Annotated in this window: 15 protein-coding genes; 5 read left to right on the top strand and 10 right to left on the bottom strand. The window is 36.6% G+C overall.

Features of this window, described 5'->3' with window-relative positions; genetic code table 11:
- The first annotated feature begins 114 nt into the window (after window positions 1–114).
- On the top strand, window positions 115–417 hold the full coding sequence (locus AC57AW_RS05730; protein ID WP_496351135.1) for a hypothetical protein: 303 nt from the start codon (window positions 115–117) through the stop codon (window positions 415–417).
- A gap of 43 nt (window positions 418–460) precedes the next feature.
- Here the strand turns inward: AC57AW_RS05730 and AC57AW_RS05725 are convergent, their stop codons facing one another.
- From AC57AW_RS05725 to AC57AW_RS05710, 4 genes are all read right to left on the bottom strand, one after another.
- Window positions 461–829, bottom strand: a complete 369-nt coding sequence (locus AC57AW_RS05725; protein ID WP_496351134.1) for an iron chaperone — start codon at window positions 827–829, stop codon at window positions 461–463.
- Window positions 830–959: 130 nt separating this feature from the next.
- Window positions 960–2318 carry an NADP-specific glutamate dehydrogenase gene (gdhA, locus tag AC57AW_RS05720; RefSeq protein ID WP_318847506.1) on the bottom strand — a complete coding sequence of 453 codons (1359 nt, stop codon included), beginning with the start codon at window positions 2316–2318 and terminating at the stop codon, window positions 960–962.
- 190 nt (window positions 2319–2508) lie between these two features.
- On the bottom strand, window positions 2509–3618 hold the full coding sequence (gene dprA / locus AC57AW_RS05715; protein ID WP_496351133.1) for a DNA-processing protein DprA: 1110 nt from the start codon (window positions 3616–3618) through the stop codon (window positions 2509–2511).
- A 35-nt stretch (window positions 3619–3653) separates the two neighbouring features.
- On the bottom strand, window positions 3654–4421 hold the full coding sequence (locus AC57AW_RS05710; RefSeq protein WP_318847504.1) for a rhomboid family intramembrane serine protease: 768 nt from the start codon (window positions 4419–4421) through the stop codon (window positions 3654–3656).
- A 247-nt stretch (window positions 4422–4668) separates the two neighbouring features.
- Here AC57AW_RS05710 and AC57AW_RS05705 point away from each other — a divergent pair, with 247 nt between their 5' ends.
- On the top strand, window positions 4669–5595 hold the full coding sequence (locus AC57AW_RS05705) for a DUF3078 domain-containing protein (protein WP_318847503.1): 927 nt from the start codon (window positions 4669–4671) through the stop codon (window positions 5593–5595).
- Between the two features lie 228 nt (window positions 5596–5823).
- Window positions 5824–6747 (top strand): DUF3078 domain-containing protein, encoded by a 924-nt coding sequence (locus AC57AW_RS05700; protein WP_496351132.1) that lies wholly within the window; start codon window positions 5824–5826, stop codon window positions 6745–6747.
- Between the two features lie 74 nt (window positions 6748–6821).
- Here AC57AW_RS05700 and sufD read toward each other — a convergent pair whose 3' ends face one another.
- The 4 genes from sufD to AC57AW_RS05680 form a co-directional block, all read right to left on the bottom strand.
- Window positions 6822–8129, bottom strand: coding sequence for a Fe-S cluster assembly protein SufD (sufD, locus tag AC57AW_RS05695; protein WP_318847803.1), 1308 nt, complete (start codon window positions 8127–8129; stop codon window positions 6822–6824).
- Window positions 8130–8294: 165 nt separating this feature from the next.
- Window positions 8295–9038, bottom strand: a complete 744-nt coding sequence (gene sufC, locus AC57AW_RS05690; protein ID WP_318847501.1) for a Fe-S cluster assembly ATPase SufC — start codon at window positions 9036–9038, stop codon at window positions 8295–8297.
- A gap of 238 nt (window positions 9039–9276) precedes the next feature.
- A complete protein-coding gene (sufB, locus tag AC57AW_RS05685; protein WP_496351131.1) occupies window positions 9277–10725 on the bottom strand; it encodes a Fe-S cluster assembly protein SufB in 1449 nt (482 codons plus the stop codon).
- A gap of 83 nt (window positions 10726–10808) precedes the next feature.
- Window positions 10809–11138: a HesB/IscA family protein gene (locus AC57AW_RS05680; RefSeq protein WP_027372006.1), complete on the bottom strand. Its 330-nt coding sequence runs from the start codon at window positions 11136–11138 to the stop codon at window positions 10809–10811.
- A gap of 213 nt (window positions 11139–11351) precedes the next feature.
- On the opposite strand from AC57AW_RS05680, the gene AC57AW_RS05675 reads away from it, so the two are divergent.
- Window positions 11352–12305: a GLPGLI family protein gene (locus tag AC57AW_RS05675; protein WP_496351130.1), complete on the top strand. Its 954-nt coding sequence runs from the start codon at window positions 11352–11354 to the stop codon at window positions 12303–12305.
- Between the two features lie 14 nt (window positions 12306–12319).
- The gene (locus AC57AW_RS05670; RefSeq protein ID WP_496351129.1) at window positions 12320–13183 is read left to right on the top strand and encodes a GLPGLI family protein; all 864 of its coding nucleotides are present in this window, start codon (window positions 12320–12322) and stop codon (window positions 13181–13183) included.
- 63 nt (window positions 13184–13246) lie between these two features.
- On the opposite strand, the gene ypfJ is transcribed toward AC57AW_RS05670, so the two are convergent.
- Together ypfJ and AC57AW_RS05660 are read right to left on the bottom strand one after the other, a co-directional pair.
- Entirely contained in the window at window positions 13247–14110 is an 864-nt protein-coding gene (ypfJ, locus tag AC57AW_RS05665) for a KPN_02809 family neutral zinc metallopeptidase (protein WP_496351128.1), read from the bottom strand.
- A 66-nt stretch (window positions 14111–14176) separates the two neighbouring features.
- Entirely contained in the window at window positions 14177–16255 is a 2079-nt protein-coding gene (locus AC57AW_RS05660; RefSeq protein ID WP_496351127.1) for an LTA synthase family protein, read from the bottom strand.
- Between the last annotated feature and the right edge of the window lie 73 nt (window positions 16256–16328).

Genomic DNA, 16328 nt, shown 5'->3' with positions numbered 1-16328 from the left:
TTATTTTTTGCAAATTCCTCTTAAATAATTATAAAGTACGTTAAATAAGCTTATTGCATATAATTTTATAAATGATGCCTCGTTTAAGTTAAACAATCATTTAAATATTACATTATGAAAAAGTTATTTTTAACGGCAGCGTTTACATTAGTCGGAGTAATCGCAGTATCAGCACAATCAACACCACAAAAGCCAGCCGATACTTCTACTAATAACCCAACGACAACTCAAACACAACAACCGAATACACAGACTACAAGTCCTTCGGATTCCAAGACTCAACAGGAAAAATCACCTGCTACCACAATGGAAACTGCTCCTGCAACTGACCCAACTGTAAGTACAACACCTACAGATGCGACTAAACCTGCAGATGCACCTAAAGAAGAAAAGAAAGACAAAAAGAAGAAAAAGTAAAGTACTTTAGCAAACACTAGTTGGAATCCTGAAATCTTGTATTTCAGGATTTTTTCTGTTCAATTTCCTCTACTTTGAACTGAACAATCTTATTGACCAACTCTAACGGAAGGTCATCTGAAATAGGAAACTGTACAGCTCCTTTGGAAAATGTATATTTTCTTTCCTCAAAATCTTTTTCAAAATTACGGATCCCTTCCGCCCCGGGATAAAAGCCAATGTGTTTTTTATACGCGGCAAAATAAACCAAAGGTTTTCCTTTATACCTGAAAGCTGGCATCTGATATCCAATATACTCTTCCAAGTCAGGAACCTGTGAATGGATGGCTTGTCTCAAGTCAAGCAGTTTTTGCTGTACTTCTATTGGGAACAGAAGAATATATTCATCAATATTTTTAAAAGTGTTTATCATGATATAAAAATAAAAAAAGCGCTGCATATAGCAGCGCTTTCTCCTTTCACTTTTTACTTTTTTCCCATTATCCCGGGAACAGGCTATATCAAAAAAGGTCGGGAATTTTTCCCAACCTTTATTTTTTCTGTTACACAACTCCTTGAGCCAACATTGCTTCTGCTACTTTTACGAAGCCGGCAATATTTGCACCTTTTACGTAGTTTACATAACCGTCTTCGTCTTTTCCGTAGTCTCTACAAGCTTTGTGGATACCGATCATGATTTCCTTTAATCTTGCATCAACTTCTTCAGAAGTCCAGTTAAGACGGATAGAGTTCTGAGTCATTTCTAATCCTGATGTAGCAACACCTCCAGCGTTGGAAGCTTTACCAGGAGAGAATAATACTTTATTGTCTAAGAAATAGTTGATTGCATCTAATGTAGAAGGCATATTAGCCGCTTCAGTTACACAAACACATCCGTTTTCAACTAGTTTTCTTGCATCATCTAAATCTAATTCGTTTTGAGTTGCAGAAGGGAAAGCAACATCACACTTAATATCCCAAGGACGTTTTCCAGCGTGGAATTCAGCAGATGGATATTTTTTAGCATAATCTTCAGCTCTGTTGTTTCCTGAAGATCTAAGTTCTAATAAATAATCGATCTTTTCTCCGCTGATACCATCTTTATCGTAGATGTATCCGTCAGGACCAGAGATAGTTACTACTTTAGCGCCTAATTCAGTTGCTTTTTTGATAACTCCCCAAGCTACGTTTCCGAAACCTGATACCGTTACTGTTTTACCTTCGAAGTTCTGTCCGATAGTCTTAAGCATCTGCTCAGCAAAGTATACTACACCGTATCCTGTAGCTTCAGGACGGATTAATGAACCTCCATAAGCAAGACCTTTTCCTGTAAGAACTCCGGTAAACTCATTTCTGATTTTCTTGTACTGTCCGAATAAATATCCGATTTCTCTTGCTCCAACGCCAATGTCTCCTGCAGGTACATCTGTTTCAGGACCAATGTGCTTGCACAATTCTGTCATGAAAGCCTGGCAGAAACGCATTACTTCCATATCAGATTTTCCTTGCGGATCGAAATCTGAACCTCCTTTACCACCTCCCATTGGAAGAGTTGTCAAAGAGTTTTTGAACACTTGTTCGAAAGCTAAGAACTTAAGAACTGATAAGTTTACAGTAGGGTGGAAACGGATTCCTCCTTTGTATGGTCCAATAGCAGAGTTCATCTGAATTCTGAAACCTCTGTTAACCTGAATTTCTCCTTTATCATCAACCCATGGAACTCTGAAAATAATAATTCTTTCAGCTTCAGCCATTCTTTCAAGCAGCTTCATTCCGGTGTATTCTTTTTTAGTAGCAATGAATGGAATTACGGTTACGGCAACTTCTTTTACAGCCTGTAAGAACTCCGGTTCGTTAGGATTTTTTGCTTCAATTTTTGCAATAAACTCTTGGATTTTCTGGTCAATATTATATTGTTCCATATATTAAGGTTGAATATTATTGTCAACAAATTTAATTTTTTTTTCAAGATTCACAACACTGTATTTCAACATTGTTAAAAATTAAATAATAATGTTTCGTAATATTATTAAATTGATAATTTGTGTTCAAATTTTATTAAAAATGAAATGTTATGTGTGAAATAATGCAATATTAAGAAATCGTTAAATCTTAAATTACGATAAATTGCCTCCCGGAAAATGATTTTACTTTCCCTAAAAGTTCCAATTCCAAAATTATTGGCAATATTTTGTGAGTGGGAACCTCAATCTTCTGAGCCAGATCATCCAAAGAAATCTGAGGTTGGTCTTTAATAGATTGGTATATTAAATTCTGATTATCAGATAATTGTATTGTAGTCTCACTATAAGGAAATAACTCTTCAATTTTTTCTTTAGGACCATTAAATCCCAGCATGCTGATAAGATCTTTTAGGGTAGAAATGGCTGTCGCTTTGTTATGGAAAATCAGCTGATTACATCCCTGACTGCAGATATCTGTAATTTTTCCGGGAAGGGCGAAGACGTCACGATTATAATCATTGGCAAAAGCGGCTGTACTTACAGAGCCTCCTCCAAAAGCGGTTTCCACTACAATAGTTGCCGGAGATATTCCCGCCACAATTCTGTTTCTCTGGATAAAGTTTTCCCGGTCCGGTTTTTTAGAAGAAGTGAATTCTGTAATTAATGCACCTCCTTCTTGAAGGATTTTCTCAGAAAGTTTCCTGTTTTTTGCCGGATATAAATATTGAAAACCATGTGCAAGGACTGCTACGGTTGGTTTCTGATGACGAATAGACTGCTCATGAACCTCTTTGTCAACTCCCAGAGCGAGACCACTTACTGATACATACTTTGAAGATTGTGAAGTTTCAAAAAAATCTTCAATAAACTGCCTGCCATAAGACGTCATATTTCTGGTTCCAACAATGCTTACTTTTGAAACAGCATCTTCAATATTCCCTTTTTGATAAAGAATAGCGGGTGCATCATTGCATTCATTGAGGAGGAGAGAGGTTTCACTAAGATGTTTTAGCCTGATTTGAATATTATTCTTTTCACAAAAATTTAACTCTTCTTCTGCGAATTTCAAATGATTGTTATTTCCAATATCTGAAACTGTTTTTTGCCCTATGCCTTCCAGTTTTTTATATTCTTTCTTTGCTCTTTTCCATGCTTCCTGAGCACTTCCAAAAGTACGGACAAGTTTATGAAAATGAATGTCGCCAATCTGGCTGCACTCGCGGAGGGCGATTGCGTAAAGGTATTCTTCGGAAATCATGTGTGTTTTTTTTCAAATGTAGTGAAAATAAGTTTTTATCTCTTCCTCAATTGATCCAAATGATCCCAGATATCATCTCTTTTTTTGTAAGGAAGTTCCATAAAATCTTCGGGATGATTTTCCTTGTATTCCTGCCACAATTTATCATCTTTTTCACTATAATAATTAGGGAATTCCCAAATGAATTTTTTCTTCTTTTCCCCAACATTTTTAAAAGCAAAGGCAATAATACTTCCAACTACAGCTCCGGAAAGATGGGCCTGCCACGAAATTTTACTTGGTTCCTGCATATTATAGAACAGCTCTTCCGGCAGCATTCCCCAGACTAAACTTCCATAATACAGCACAACAAGCATTGAAATAGTCAGAAGTTTTGTATTCCATTTGAATACCCCGCTGAAGAAAAGGAAGAACGCAAGTACATAGACTACACCACTGGCTCCTATTGTACATGTATACATATATTCGCCGGAAAGAATGTCGATAGGAGGAAGAAGCCATACCAAAAGGCCTGTTGCCAGCCAGCCGATAATAAAAACTTTGTTTGCTACCAAAGGGTAAAACTGATAGAGCAAAAACATAAGTGCAGCTATCGGAATAGAGTTTCCTATAATATGATCTATATTTCCATGCAAAAGAGGAGAGGTAATTATACCGAGAAGCCCTTCAGGCAAAAGCGGAATAATCGCTCCAAAGCAGCTTTGGAAAAAGCCCTGCATTTGTAAAAAATACCCGAGCCACATCGCAGAAAGCATCAGCAATGGGTATATAATCGCTCTTTTGGAAATTGCATTTTTAAACATGATGATTTTACGTCAAATCAAAAGCCAATGGTAAATTTCGGAAAATTTGTCGATGAATCAATTTCTACTCACCTGATTTTAAGACAAAAGGTATCAAATATTTTTCAGACTTATTATTTTGGCATTGATTTTATAGAGATATCTTATTGTTAGGTAATTAAACTTTAATGAAACAGGATTCTTTAAAGCTGAATTTGCCTTTAAAAAAAATTATATTAATACTTTTGCAGTGAAAATTATTTGAGTAATGAAGAAGTTTTTATTGATTCTTTCCTTTTTTATAGGGATTTATGCAAGTGCACAAGAAGAATTGAAGAAAGATTCGGTTGTGGTGGACACAGTAAAATACTGGTCAGTGATTGGAAAAAACACATTAATGATCAACCAGGCTGCCTTTTCAAACTGGGTAGGAGGGGGAGCCAACAACGTAGGATGGCTTGCCGGGATCAATTATAACCTGACGTATGAAAAAGACAACGATCTGTGGGAGAATATCATTATTCTGGGGTATGGACAGAATGATACCAAAGGATTGGGAATAAGGAAAACCCAGGATGTTATCAATGTTTCTACCAACTACGGACGGAAATTTTCAAAAAGCTGGTATTTCTCTGGTGGAGCAGGGCTGCAGTCCCAGTTTGCTGCAGGGTATGAAGATGGGAATAATCCTGAGGCAAAGAAAATATCGAATTTTATGGCACCAGGTTACGTGAATGTCGGTATGGGTATCACGTACAGACCTAATGATGATCTTACAGTCACTTTACGTCCTACCAACGCCAGATGGACTTTTGTATTGGATAAAGATCTTCAGACGGCAGGAAGTTATGGTTTGAAAAGTGATGGTGATTCTTCATTATTACAGTTTGGTTTTCTGGGAACGGCAATTTATAAGCTGAAAATAATGGAAGATATTTATTTAACGAATACTGCTTCTGTCTTTTCAAATTATCTTGACCGTCCGGATAGACTGGTTCTTGCGTATGGAGCACTATTGAACCTGAAAGTAAACAAGTATATCTCATCCAATGTGACATTAGATTTATTGTACGATCACAATCAGATCGAAAAAACACAGATGAAACAAACCCTTGGAATCGGATTCGCTTATACCATAGATAATGGTGTGAAACGTTCTGAACGTAAGGACAGTCAATGGTGGATTAAAAAATAGTATAGAATACATCAATTTTAATAGAAAAACGCTTCAGAAATGAGGCGTTTTTTTGTTTTTAAAATACTGTGGTTTTAAGTTGGTTTAAGTTTGTGACATAATATGGGGTAGTTTAAATAGTTTGTTTTCATTGTATTATAAGCGAAAAATCAACTATATTCAATTCATTTTAAAGTGAATTTTATTTAGACGTAGATTATTATTTATACATTTGTAAAAATCATTATTATGAAAAAACTTTTATTGATCAGTTCCATTTCTTTTGGAGCGATGGCTTTGGCGCAAGAAACTAAAACAGATGCTCCGGCAGCAGACACTGTTAAAGCCTGGTCTATTCAGGGACAAAACACATTAATGCTTAACCAGGCGGCCTTTTCAAACTGGGTAGGAGGTGGAGCCAACAATGTAGGATGGCTTGCTGGTGTCAATTACAACCTGACGTATGAAAAAGGGAAAGATCTTTGGGAAAATATCATTATTCTGGGCTATGGACAGAATAATACCCAGGGAACAGGAGTGAGAAAAACTCAGGATGTGATTAATCTTTCTACAAACTATGGTAGAAAATTTGCTGAAAGCTGGTATTTCTCTACAGGAGCCGGTCTTCAGACTCAGTTTGCTCCGGGATATGAAGATGGCAATAATCCTGATGCTAAAAAGATTTCCAATTTTATGGCTCCCGGATATGTAAATGTGGGTGCAGGGGTTACTTACCGTCCTAATGATAATCTGACCGTGACTTTACGTCCGGCGAACGCAAGATGGACTTTTGTGTTAGATAAGGATCTTCAAACCGCAGGAACTTACGGCCTTAAAAATGATGGTGATTCATCGCTTTTCCAGTTCGGTTTCCTCGGGACTGCTATTTATAAGATCAAGATCATGGAGAATATTAACCTGACCAATACAGCGTCTGTATTTTCTAATTATCTGGATCATCCGGATAGATTGGTATTGGCTTATGGAGCGATCTTAAATATGAAGATCAATAAATATATTTCATCCAATATTACCCTGGATCTGCTGTATGACCATAATCAGATCTGGAAAACACAGCTGAAGCAGACATTGGGAGTAGGTCTGGCTTACAATTTTGATAATGGTAAGAAACGTTCAGATAATAAGGATAACCAAGGCTGGTTAAAAAAATAAACAGAAATAACATCTGTAAGAAATATAAAAGCACTTCAAAAAGAAGTGCTTTTGCGTATCAATATATATAAGTCTTAGAATTCTATATCTACTTCTAGTTTCTCAGCCAATAGCTTTGAAATTTTCTCTTTTAGAGGTTCTATATCAATGTTCTGCATGGCATCATTTGCGAAAGCATATAAAAGCAATGCCTGAGCTTCTTTTTTAGAGATTCCTCTTGCTCTCAGGTAGAATAAAGCATCTTCATTCAGCTGTCCTACTGTACATCCGTGAGAACATTTTACATCATCTGCAAAGATTTCCAACTGAGGCTTTGTATCAATGCTTGCTCCTTCACTTAGCAACACGTTGTTGTTTTGCTGATAAGCGTTTGTTTTCTGAGCGATTTTATCTACAAAAACTTTTCCATTGAAAACTCCGTGGGCATTGCCATCGAAGATTCCTTTATAGTTCTGATAACTTTCACAGTTCGGGAAGTTATGGTGAACTGCCGTATGGTGGTCTACCAGCTGATCTTTCCCGATGATGGTGATTCCGTTCATGAATGAATTGATGTTGGATCCATTATGAATAAAATCAAGGTTGTTTCTTACCAGTTTACCTCCGAAAGTGAATGTATTTACAGTTGTTAAGCTGTCTTTCTCCTGTCTTGCGAACGTATTGTCGATAAGATATGTTGTGTTGTTGTCATTCTGAAGCTTGTGCCAGTCAGCCTTTGCATTAGGATATGTAAAGATCTCTGTTACAGAGTTTGTCAATACATAAGTGCTGTCAAAATTATGGTGGCTTTCAATCACTTCTACTTTTGCGCCTTCTTCTACGATCAAAAGGTTTCTTGTATTGTAGAATGTATTTTCTTCCTGATTCTGAGAAATATAAAAAATGTGGATTGGTTTTTCAATCACTACATTTTTAGGAACTTTTAAAAAGAAACCGTATTTGCAGTAGGCAAGGTTTAAGTTCGTAAAAGCTTGTTCCTTAGAAGCAATGCTGTTGAAATACTTTTCAAAAACTTCTTTATGCTTTGCATCATTCAGTGCATAGTTGAATGAAAGGAACTCTACATTTTCAATAGAAACTTTTGAAAGTTCTTTGTGAAGTTTACCATTTACAAAAACAATCCAATCAAAATTTTCTTCACCAAGGTGCAGTTCATCAAACTGTTCTTTAGTGATATTGTGGCTCTCTTTCGGGAAGAAGTTGTAGCTTTTTTCCGTGATTTCCTTTAGATTGGTATATTTATATTCTTCGTCTTTTTTTGTCGGAAAACCAACGCTTTGAAACCTTTGAAGAGCTGCTTTTCTGCTGTCATCCAAAAATCGGTGACGAAGACTCTCCAAAAATTCATTATGGTTCTCTATAATTTGTTCTTTTAATGCCATTACTGGTATATCTGTGGTTTGCACCATTTTTTCTTTTTTTATTAACTAAAATATTGTTATTCCGAGGAATAGGGAACCCAATTTTTAATAGTAGAGATTTTTATTTTCCCGTGATTTCAAGAATGACTGCGAAAAAAGTAATCTCTGAAATAATATATTTTCTTCTTAGTTAAGAAGCCAGTCGTAACCTTTTTCTTCAAGTTCTAACGCTAAAGATTTATCACCGGTTTTGATGATTTTTCCATCCGCTAAAACGTGAACGAAGTCAGGTTGAATATAGTTAAGCAATCTCTGATAGTGAGTAATCAAAAGAACTGCATTTCCTTCATTTTTAAAGTGATTTACCCCATCTGCTACGATTCTTAAAGCATCGATATCCAATCCGGAGTCGGTCTCATCAAGAATAGCCAGTTTAGGATTAAGCATCATCATCTGGAAGATCTCGTTTCTTTTCTTTTCACCTCCGGAGAATCCTTCGTTCAGTGATCTTGAAAGGAAGTCTTTCTTGATGCCTAGTTTTTCAGATTTTTCACGGATTAATGCAAGCATTTCTTTTGCCGGCATTTCTCCCAATCCGTTTGCTTTTCTTGTCTCGTTTAAAGCAGCTTTGATAAAGTTCGTTACAGAAACTCCCGGAATTTCCACTGGATACTGGAAAGAAAGGAAAATTCCTTTGTGAGCTCTATCTTCAGGAGCGTCTTCAATGATGTCTTCTCCCTGGAAAAGAATCTCTCCACCAGTCACTTCGTAATCTTCTTTTCCAGCGATTACAGAAGATAGGGTAGATTTCCCAGCTCCGTTCGGCCCCATGATAGCGTGAACTTCGCCTGGCTTTATTTCAAGATTAATACCTTTTAATATTTCTGCGCCATCTTCAATTTTGGCGTGAAGGTCTTTAATTTGTAACATTCTTGCTAACTTTTGCTTTTATAATTGTGTGAGCTTCTTCTCTGTAAGTATAATAATACCTATTATCTGCAGTATTCTCAACAGACGAAGAGAAGCTTTTTATATTTTATGTTTGTCATAATCCTCTGTGAAGATTAGAACTTATATTTCCGTATGTAACGGTTTTTGATCTGATAAAAACGCTGAAAACCTTGCCATTAATCAGTTTGTTTGTATCTAATAGATCTTTTTTTAAGGATTATCCTACTGAACCTTCCAGTGAAATTTCCAACAATTTCTGTGCTTCAATAGCGAATTCCATAGGAAGCTTGTTTAAAACTTCTTTACTGAAACCATTTACGATCAAAGCAATGGCTCTTTCTGTATCAATACCTCTTTGGTTACAGTAGAAAATCTGATCTTCCCCAATTTTTGAAGTCGTTGCCTCGTGCTCTAACTGTGCAGTAGGATCTTTGATTTCAATGTAAGGGAAAGTGTGAGCTCCACATTCATTACCCATCAATAAGGAGTCACATTGAGAGAAGTTTCTTGCTCCTTTTGCTGAAGGCATTACTTTCACCTGTCCTCTGTATGAGTTTTGAGATTTTCCTGCAGAAATACCTTTTGAAATAATCGTTGATTTGGTATTCTTTCCAATGTGGATCATTTTCGTTCCTGTATCTGCATACTGGTGGTTGTTGGTTACCGCAATAGAGTAGAACTCTCCGATAGAATTGTCACCTTTCAGAATACAAGAAGGATACTTCCATGTTACTGCTGAACCTGTTTCTACCTGTGTCCATGAGATTTTTGCATTTCTTTCGCAAAGTCCTCTTTTCGTTACAAAGTTGAATACACCTCCTTTACCTTCTTCATTACCCGGATACCAGTTCTGAACGGTAGAATATTTAATTTCGGCTCCATCTAAAGCAATAAGTTCCACTACCGCAGCGTGAAGCTGGTTTTCGTCTCTTGACGGTGCTGTACAGCCTTCAAGATAAGAAACGTAACTTCCCTCATCAGCTACAAGAAGGGTTCTTTCAAACTGTCCTGTTCCTGCCTGGTTGATACGGAAATACGTGGAAAGTTCCATTGGGCATTTTACGCCTTTAGGAATATAACAGAAACTTCCGTCAGAGAATACTGCGGAATTCAATGCTGCATAAAAATTATCTCCTCTTGGAACTACTTTTCCAAGATATTTTCTTACCAGATCTGGGTGATTTTTAATAGCCTCAGAAATTGAACAGAAAATAATTCCTTTCTCTGCCAATGTATCCTGGAAAGTGGTTTTCACAGAAATTGAGTCCATTACGATATCTACAGCAACTCCTGAAAGTCTTTTCTGCTCTTCAATATTGATCCCTAATTTTGCAAATGTTTTCAATAATTCAGGATCTACCTCGTCAAGACTTGCCAGTTCAGGCTTTACTTTAGGAGCAGCATAATAACGGATTGCTTGAAAATCTGGTTTTTCATACTTGATATTCGCCCAGTTAGGCTCTACCATTTTCAACCAGATTTTGAAAGATTCCAGTCGCCATTCGGTCATCCATTCCGGCTCTTCTTTTTTAGCAGAGATGGCACGGACGATATCCTCATTTAAACCGATCGGGAAGTCTTCATAATCAATCTTCGTTTCCCAACCGAATTCATATTTTTTATTTTCTAGATCGACTCTTAGATCGTCTTCTGTATATTTACTCATTATTTTTTTTTAGATTTTAGATTTTAGATTTCAAAATTCAGAATGATTCTGAGGTCTGAAGTCTAGGATCTAAGGCCTTTTCTCTAAAGACTAAATGATTCTCCACATCCACATGTTCTGGATGCATTCGGGTTGTTAAATACAAACCCTTTTCCGTTCAATCCTCCTGAATACTCAAGAGTTGTTCCAGCCAAATAAAGGATGGATTTCTTATCTATAATAATTTTGATGTTATTATCTTCAAATATCTGATCCGTGTCTGTTTTTTGGTTATCAAACTTTAAAACATACTCTAAACCAGAGCATCCGCCGCTTTTCACCCCTACTCTTATATAATCTTCAGCAGGGTTAAAACCATCTTCAGTCATCAACTGGATAGCTTTCTCCTTTGCATAGTCTGATACTTTTATCATTGTATTTATTTAGAATGATTTAATGATGCAAAAATACGAACTAATTTCCGCAATCTCAAATCGAAGATATCTATTTTAATGATTCTGATATTAATAGCGATCTTGAAGGGGGTGATTTATGTTAAAATTAGATAAATTTCTTATCCTGATGTGAAGATTTTACTTCTGATTTTAACCTTGAATCGTATTTTCTATCTATAAAGAAAATTGGTAATGGGACAAAAAATAATATTTTTTTTTGTATTGTTTTTCACCGTAGTGTCTTACGGACAGACTACAAGATATGTTTATGAAACGCTTGTAAACCCAGATTCTATTAATCTGGTAAGTATGAAAAGTGAAAGAACTTTTCTGGATGTTAAGGGAGAGCGGTCATTATTCATCAGCGAAAATAAACTGAAAAGAGACTCTCTTTTTACTTCTCTAAGATCAGAAGTAAAAGAAAATGATAAAAAAGAAGAAAAAGATTTTTCAAAGTTGGAAGGAAAGAAACATTTTGAACCTACTTTTTTTGAATATTTTATTTCTAAAAGTATTCCGGACCAGAAAGTATATTATTATGAAAGAGCGGCCGGAAAACAGATTTACTATCAGGAAGACAGACCTGTAAAATGGGAAGTGACAAATATTATTGAGAAGCAAAATGGATATTCTGCCCAAAAAGCAGTTACAGAGTTTGGAGGAAGGATCTGGACGGCATGGTTCACAAAAGAGATTCCTCTATCTGACGGACCTTATAAGTTTTCTGGATTACCGGGGTTGATTGTGAAGCTGGAAGATGATAAAGGAGATTACAAATTTGATCTTGCTCAAAAAATTATCATTAAAAATGCTTTTGAAGAACAGATAAGCTCTGATGCTAAACAAAGTACAAGAGTTAATTTCCATGGAGATAAAGCTGCTCTGGAACTGGAGTTTGGTAAAAATAGAAAAGCGATGGCTGGAAATAACGGAGGCGGAAATATGAATTTCGGAGGTGGAAAACATGGTGGCGGCATGGGCGGTGGAATGAACGGAGGAGGAATGAGGGGCGGAGGCCACGGAGGTGGCGGAATGCACAGAGGCGGAATGGATGGTGGAAATCAGGGTTCTCCTATGTTACAAAGTTCGTCTGTAGAAAGTCCTTCCTTTACTAATACAGTCCAAAACCCAATTGAGTTAAAATAAATAAAAAAATATAAATGAAAAAATTAGGTATTATCGCATTGGCACTCTTTATACAGAATGTTTCTGCACAGGCAAACAGGTTTGTGTATCAGGTGACTATGAAACCTGATGCAGAAAATAAAACAGACATTAAGACAGAAAATGCTTATCTGGACATTTCTCCGGAAAAATCTGTGTTTTATTCTGAAAACAGGATCAAAAGAGACTCTGTCATGCAAAAAGCATTTCAAGGTGGAGGCGGAAGAGGAAGTATCAACAGAGATCAGATGGAAGGTTTGAGAACGAATATCAATTATTCTGTAGAAAAAGATAAAACAAACCAAAAGACTTACTTTAAAGACAGAATTGGCAGAGATATCTATTCGTATGAAGAAGACCGACCTCTGAACTGGAAAATTGAATCAGAAACAAGAAAAATAGGAGAGTATAAAGTTCAGAAGGCTGAAACTGATTTTGGAGGAAGAAAATGGACTGCCTGGTTTACAACAGATCTTCCTTATCAGGATGGGCCTTACAAGTTTGGAGGGCTTCCGGGGCTGATCGTAAAAGTAGAAGATGAGAAAGGTGAATATTCTTTTGATTTAATGAAAAATTATAAAATTGCTGAGTTCCCGACTTTGAACCAGTTTGGAAATACTTTAAAAGTGAAAAGAGCAGATTATTTAAAACAGCAGCAAAAGTTTAAAACTGATCCCATGTCATTCATGAATCAAAGTGGTGGACAAGGTGGGTTTGCGACTACAATGAGAGTAGGCGGCGGCGGAAGAGGCCCTGGAGGCGGTGGAGGAAATCAGAGCCCTGCCGATATGAGAAAAAGAATGGAAGAAAGGGTAAAGGAAGAAGCCAAGAAAAATTCTAATCCTATTGAATTACAATAAATAAAAAATGCGGTCTTAAAGTAAGACCGCATTTTTATTTTGTATCATCTTGATTCTGATAAACTATTTTAATAGCTGGTTGAAAGTATCACCCTGTCTGATATCTCCGGTGTTATAGCCTTTCATAAACCATTCTTTACGTTGTGCAGACGATCCGTGAGTAAAGCTTTCCTGATTGACATATCCCTGGCCTCTTTTCTGAATGTTATCGTCTCCAACGGCTTCTGCAGCATCTATGGCAGACTCAATGTCTCCAGATTCCAGTATATGTTTGGTGTCATTGGTCCTTTTCGCCCAAACTCCGGCATAGAAATCAGCCTGTAATTCTGTAGCCACGGATACTCTGTTCATCTGTTCTTCAGAATATCTTCCGCTCCTTCTTAATTGATCCACTTTTTGAGTGGTTCCTAAAAGAGTCTGAACATGATGTCCTACTTCGTGGGCAAGAACATAAGCTACCGTAAATTCCGTTACTTTAGCTCCGAATTTTTGCTGAAGCTCACCGAAAAAACTCATATCCATATAGACTTTCTGATCTGCTGGACAATAGAAGGGCCCCATGGCAGCCTGAGCTGTACCACATGCTGAAGAAGTTGTATTTTCAAAAAGAACAATACCCGGATCAGTATAAGTCATCCCATTTTCTTTGAAAATCTGGGTCCAGGTCTGGCTATTCCATGCATCCATCATTTTTACCATTTCCCCGATCTGTTTTTCACCAGTTGTAAGTTCTCTTTGTTCTCCGGAATTTCCTGAAGACTGCATACTGCCAGAATTCAGAATACCGGATGGATCACCTCCCAAAAAGAACACGATAGCTGCTATAATTAAAGTTCCAAGTCCTCCGCCTACGATCATACCTCCATTTCCACCTCCGGAACCACGGCGGTCATCAACGTTTCCGCCTCTGTCGTCTGTCCATTTCATAGTAATAAATTTATTCGTTAATTTAAATATTTTAAGCCAAACTATAAGCGAAAAATATCTAGATCTTTATCTGTTAAGTTGTTTCGTTTTTAACCAGTAGGATGTAGATTGATATGCTGATACGGCATCATCTACCAATTTCTGGTCTGTATTTTTTAAGAGTTTCTCGTTGTAATAGAGTTTAAATGCCGGAGCTAAATCACTTTTTTCCAGTTCTAAAGAATATTGTTTTGCCTTTTTTACCGGTGAAATAATGGTAAGACGGCCGTCTTTTACAAGTCCTAAATCCTGGTACGTTGCAATATAGGCCTTAGGCTGGAATTCTTTTTTGAAGACATCCTGACCCAAAAACTTAGATTGGTAGCTGAAGTTCAATAGTCCTAAAACGGTTGGCATTACATCGATCTGGGACATCAGTGCATCAAACTTTTGAGGCTGAATAAACCCTTCTGAAAATACCATTGCAGGGATTCTGTATTTATCCATTGGAAGTTCAGTTTTTCCGGCACTCGAAGCACAGTGGTCTGCAATGATAACGAAAACAGTGTTTTTATACCAGTCTTGTTTCTTAGCCATATCAAAGAACAGTTTAAGAGAGTAATCGGTATATTTTACACCACCTTCACGGGATTTTGCAGTTCCTGGAATATTTATTCTTCCGTCAGGATAAGTAAATGGTCTGTGATTGGAAACCGTCATCCAGTGATTGAAAAATGGTTTTCCTGATTTTGCTTCAGCATTCATTACCTGAATAGCTTTTTTAGCCATATCTTCATCAGCAACTCCCCAAACATTGGCAAAAGTGATTTCTTCAGGTTTAAAGTTATTTCGGTCTACAATTCCGTAGCCGTTTCCGCTAAAGAAGTCCTGCATATTATCAAAATAGCTGTAACCACCATATAAAAACTTAACATCATACCCTTTGGATTTAAATACATTTCCGGTTGTGAATTTGTTTTTATTGTCATCTCTTTTGATGATACTTTCTCCCGCTGTAGGAGGAATACACAATGTTAAAGCTTCCAGTCCGCGTACCGTTCTGTTTCCGGTAGCATACAGATTGGTAAACATCAGTGATTTTTCGGCAAGGCTGTCCAGGAATGGCGTTATTTTTTGTGTATTTCCATAGTGTTCCATGAAGTCGGCAGAAAGACTTTCAATGGAGATCAATACTACATTTTTATTGGTTTCAGGCTGTTCAGCAACGATATTTCTTGATAATGTCTGCTGTGGATACTGGCTAAGGAAATTCTTTTCGGCCTGCTGCTGATTGATCTGGGAATAAAACTGGAAGTAATCCAGCTCATTATGAGTAAAGGCCCAATAGAACTTCGGAAGTCCGTTGGCTTCAATTTCGTCAGCAAAAACATTATCTGATTTGATCTGCATTAAAGATGGTATTGCCAGCATACTAAGAGCGCAAAGGACGATAAAACTACCCAGAAGAACCATTTTTTGTTTAAAATCCGGAAGTTCAAGCAGCTCATCTTTCGTTTTCTTATAAATGAACCATGTGATGGTAAGTGTAACGATCATTATCCCGGAAAACAATGGAACAACAGGATAACTTTCCATAATATTCCCAATGACTTCATTGGTATAGATAAGATAATCTACTGCAATAAAATTATAACGAACTCCGAATTCATTGTAAAAGAAGTATTCACTTACTCCGTTGAAAATAATCAGAAGAACATATAATAATAATGTGATGAAATATAGGGTGTTACGAATCTTTATTCTTTGTGTAGGAAGGAAGAGCATCAGTCCGAAGAAAAGAGTCTTTATACCTACAAAAGCAAGGGCCACTTCTGTTACAGAACCTCCATATTGCTTGAAAATGTTGTTGGGAATAAGCCAGATATAGAGTAAGAATAAAACCAGTGCTCCAAAGATAATGTAGCCATAAGGTTTTTTATATTTTGAATTGGAAAGGAAGAGAAAGTAAAGCGCGAGAATAACACTGGCAAGCATGAATACAAAAATATCATTCACCAGGCCTATTAACAGGACTTTTATAACTTCGAAAAATCCAAAACTAGCGGTAGTAATAGGATGAAAAAAGAATACTGTTCTTATTATCAATGAAATAATAAGATAGAAAACTCCTAAATAGAGGAACGGTTTTATTTTTCTTAAAAACATGTATTTACTGTCTATATTAGTTTCACAAAGATAGTTTTTGTACTTTACTTTTGATGGAAAAAAACAAAAACAT

The organism is Chryseobacterium sp. BGA-UO-ETr-SB22, from assembly GCF_059567885.1.
This window is presented reverse-complemented; position numbering and strand designations above follow the sequence as displayed.

Excerpts from the sequence above, each read along its gene's own strand:
- sufD (WP_318847803.1), bottom strand. The coding sequence starts at position 8,129 with ATGGCATTAAAAGAACAAATTATAGAGAACCATAATGAATTTTTGGAG.
- AC57AW_RS05725 (WP_496351134.1), bottom strand. The coding sequence starts at position 829 with ATGATAAACACTTTTAAAAATATTGATGAATATATTCTTCTGTTCCCA.
- AC57AW_RS05700 (WP_496351132.1), top strand. The coding sequence starts at position 5,824 with ATGAAAAAACTTTTATTGATCAGTTCCATTTCTTTTGGAGCGATGGCT.
- AC57AW_RS05710 (WP_318847504.1), bottom strand. The coding sequence starts at position 4,421 with ATGTTTAAAAATGCAATTTCCAAAAGAGCGATTATATACCCATTGCTG.
- AC57AW_RS05680 (WP_027372006.1), bottom strand. The coding sequence starts at position 11,138 with ATGATAAAAGTATCAGACTATGCAAAGGAGAAAGCTATCCAGTTGATG.
- AC57AW_RS05660 (WP_496351127.1), bottom strand. The coding sequence starts at position 16,255 with ATGTTTTTAAGAAAAATAAAACCGTTCCTCTATTTAGGAGTTTTCTAT.
- gdhA (WP_318847506.1), bottom strand. The coding sequence starts at position 2,318 with ATGGAACAATATAATATTGACCAGAAAATCCAAGAGTTTATTGCAAAA.
- AC57AW_RS05730 (WP_496351135.1), top strand. The coding sequence starts at position 115 with ATGAAAAAGTTATTTTTAACGGCAGCGTTTACATTAGTCGGAGTAATC.
- sufC (WP_318847501.1), bottom strand. The coding sequence starts at position 9,038 with ATGTTACAAATTAAAGACCTTCACGCCAAAATTGAAGATGGCGCAGAA.
- ypfJ (WP_496351128.1), bottom strand. The coding sequence starts at position 14,110 with ATGAAATGGACAGACGACAGAGGCGGAAACGTTGATGACCGCCGTGGT.
- AC57AW_RS05675 (WP_496351130.1), top strand. The coding sequence starts at position 11,352 with ATGGGACAAAAAATAATATTTTTTTTTGTATTGTTTTTCACCGTAGTG.
- sufB (WP_496351131.1), bottom strand. The coding sequence starts at position 10,725 with ATGAGTAAATATACAGAAGACGATCTAAGAGTCGATCTAGAAAATAAA.
- AC57AW_RS05705 (WP_318847503.1), top strand. The coding sequence starts at position 4,669 with ATGAAGAAGTTTTTATTGATTCTTTCCTTTTTTATAGGGATTTATGCA.
- dprA (WP_496351133.1), bottom strand. The coding sequence starts at position 3,618 with ATGATTTCCGAAGAATACCTTTACGCAATCGCCCTCCGCGAGTGCAGC.
- AC57AW_RS05670 (WP_496351129.1), top strand. The coding sequence starts at position 12,320 with ATGAAAAAATTAGGTATTATCGCATTGGCACTCTTTATACAGAATGTT.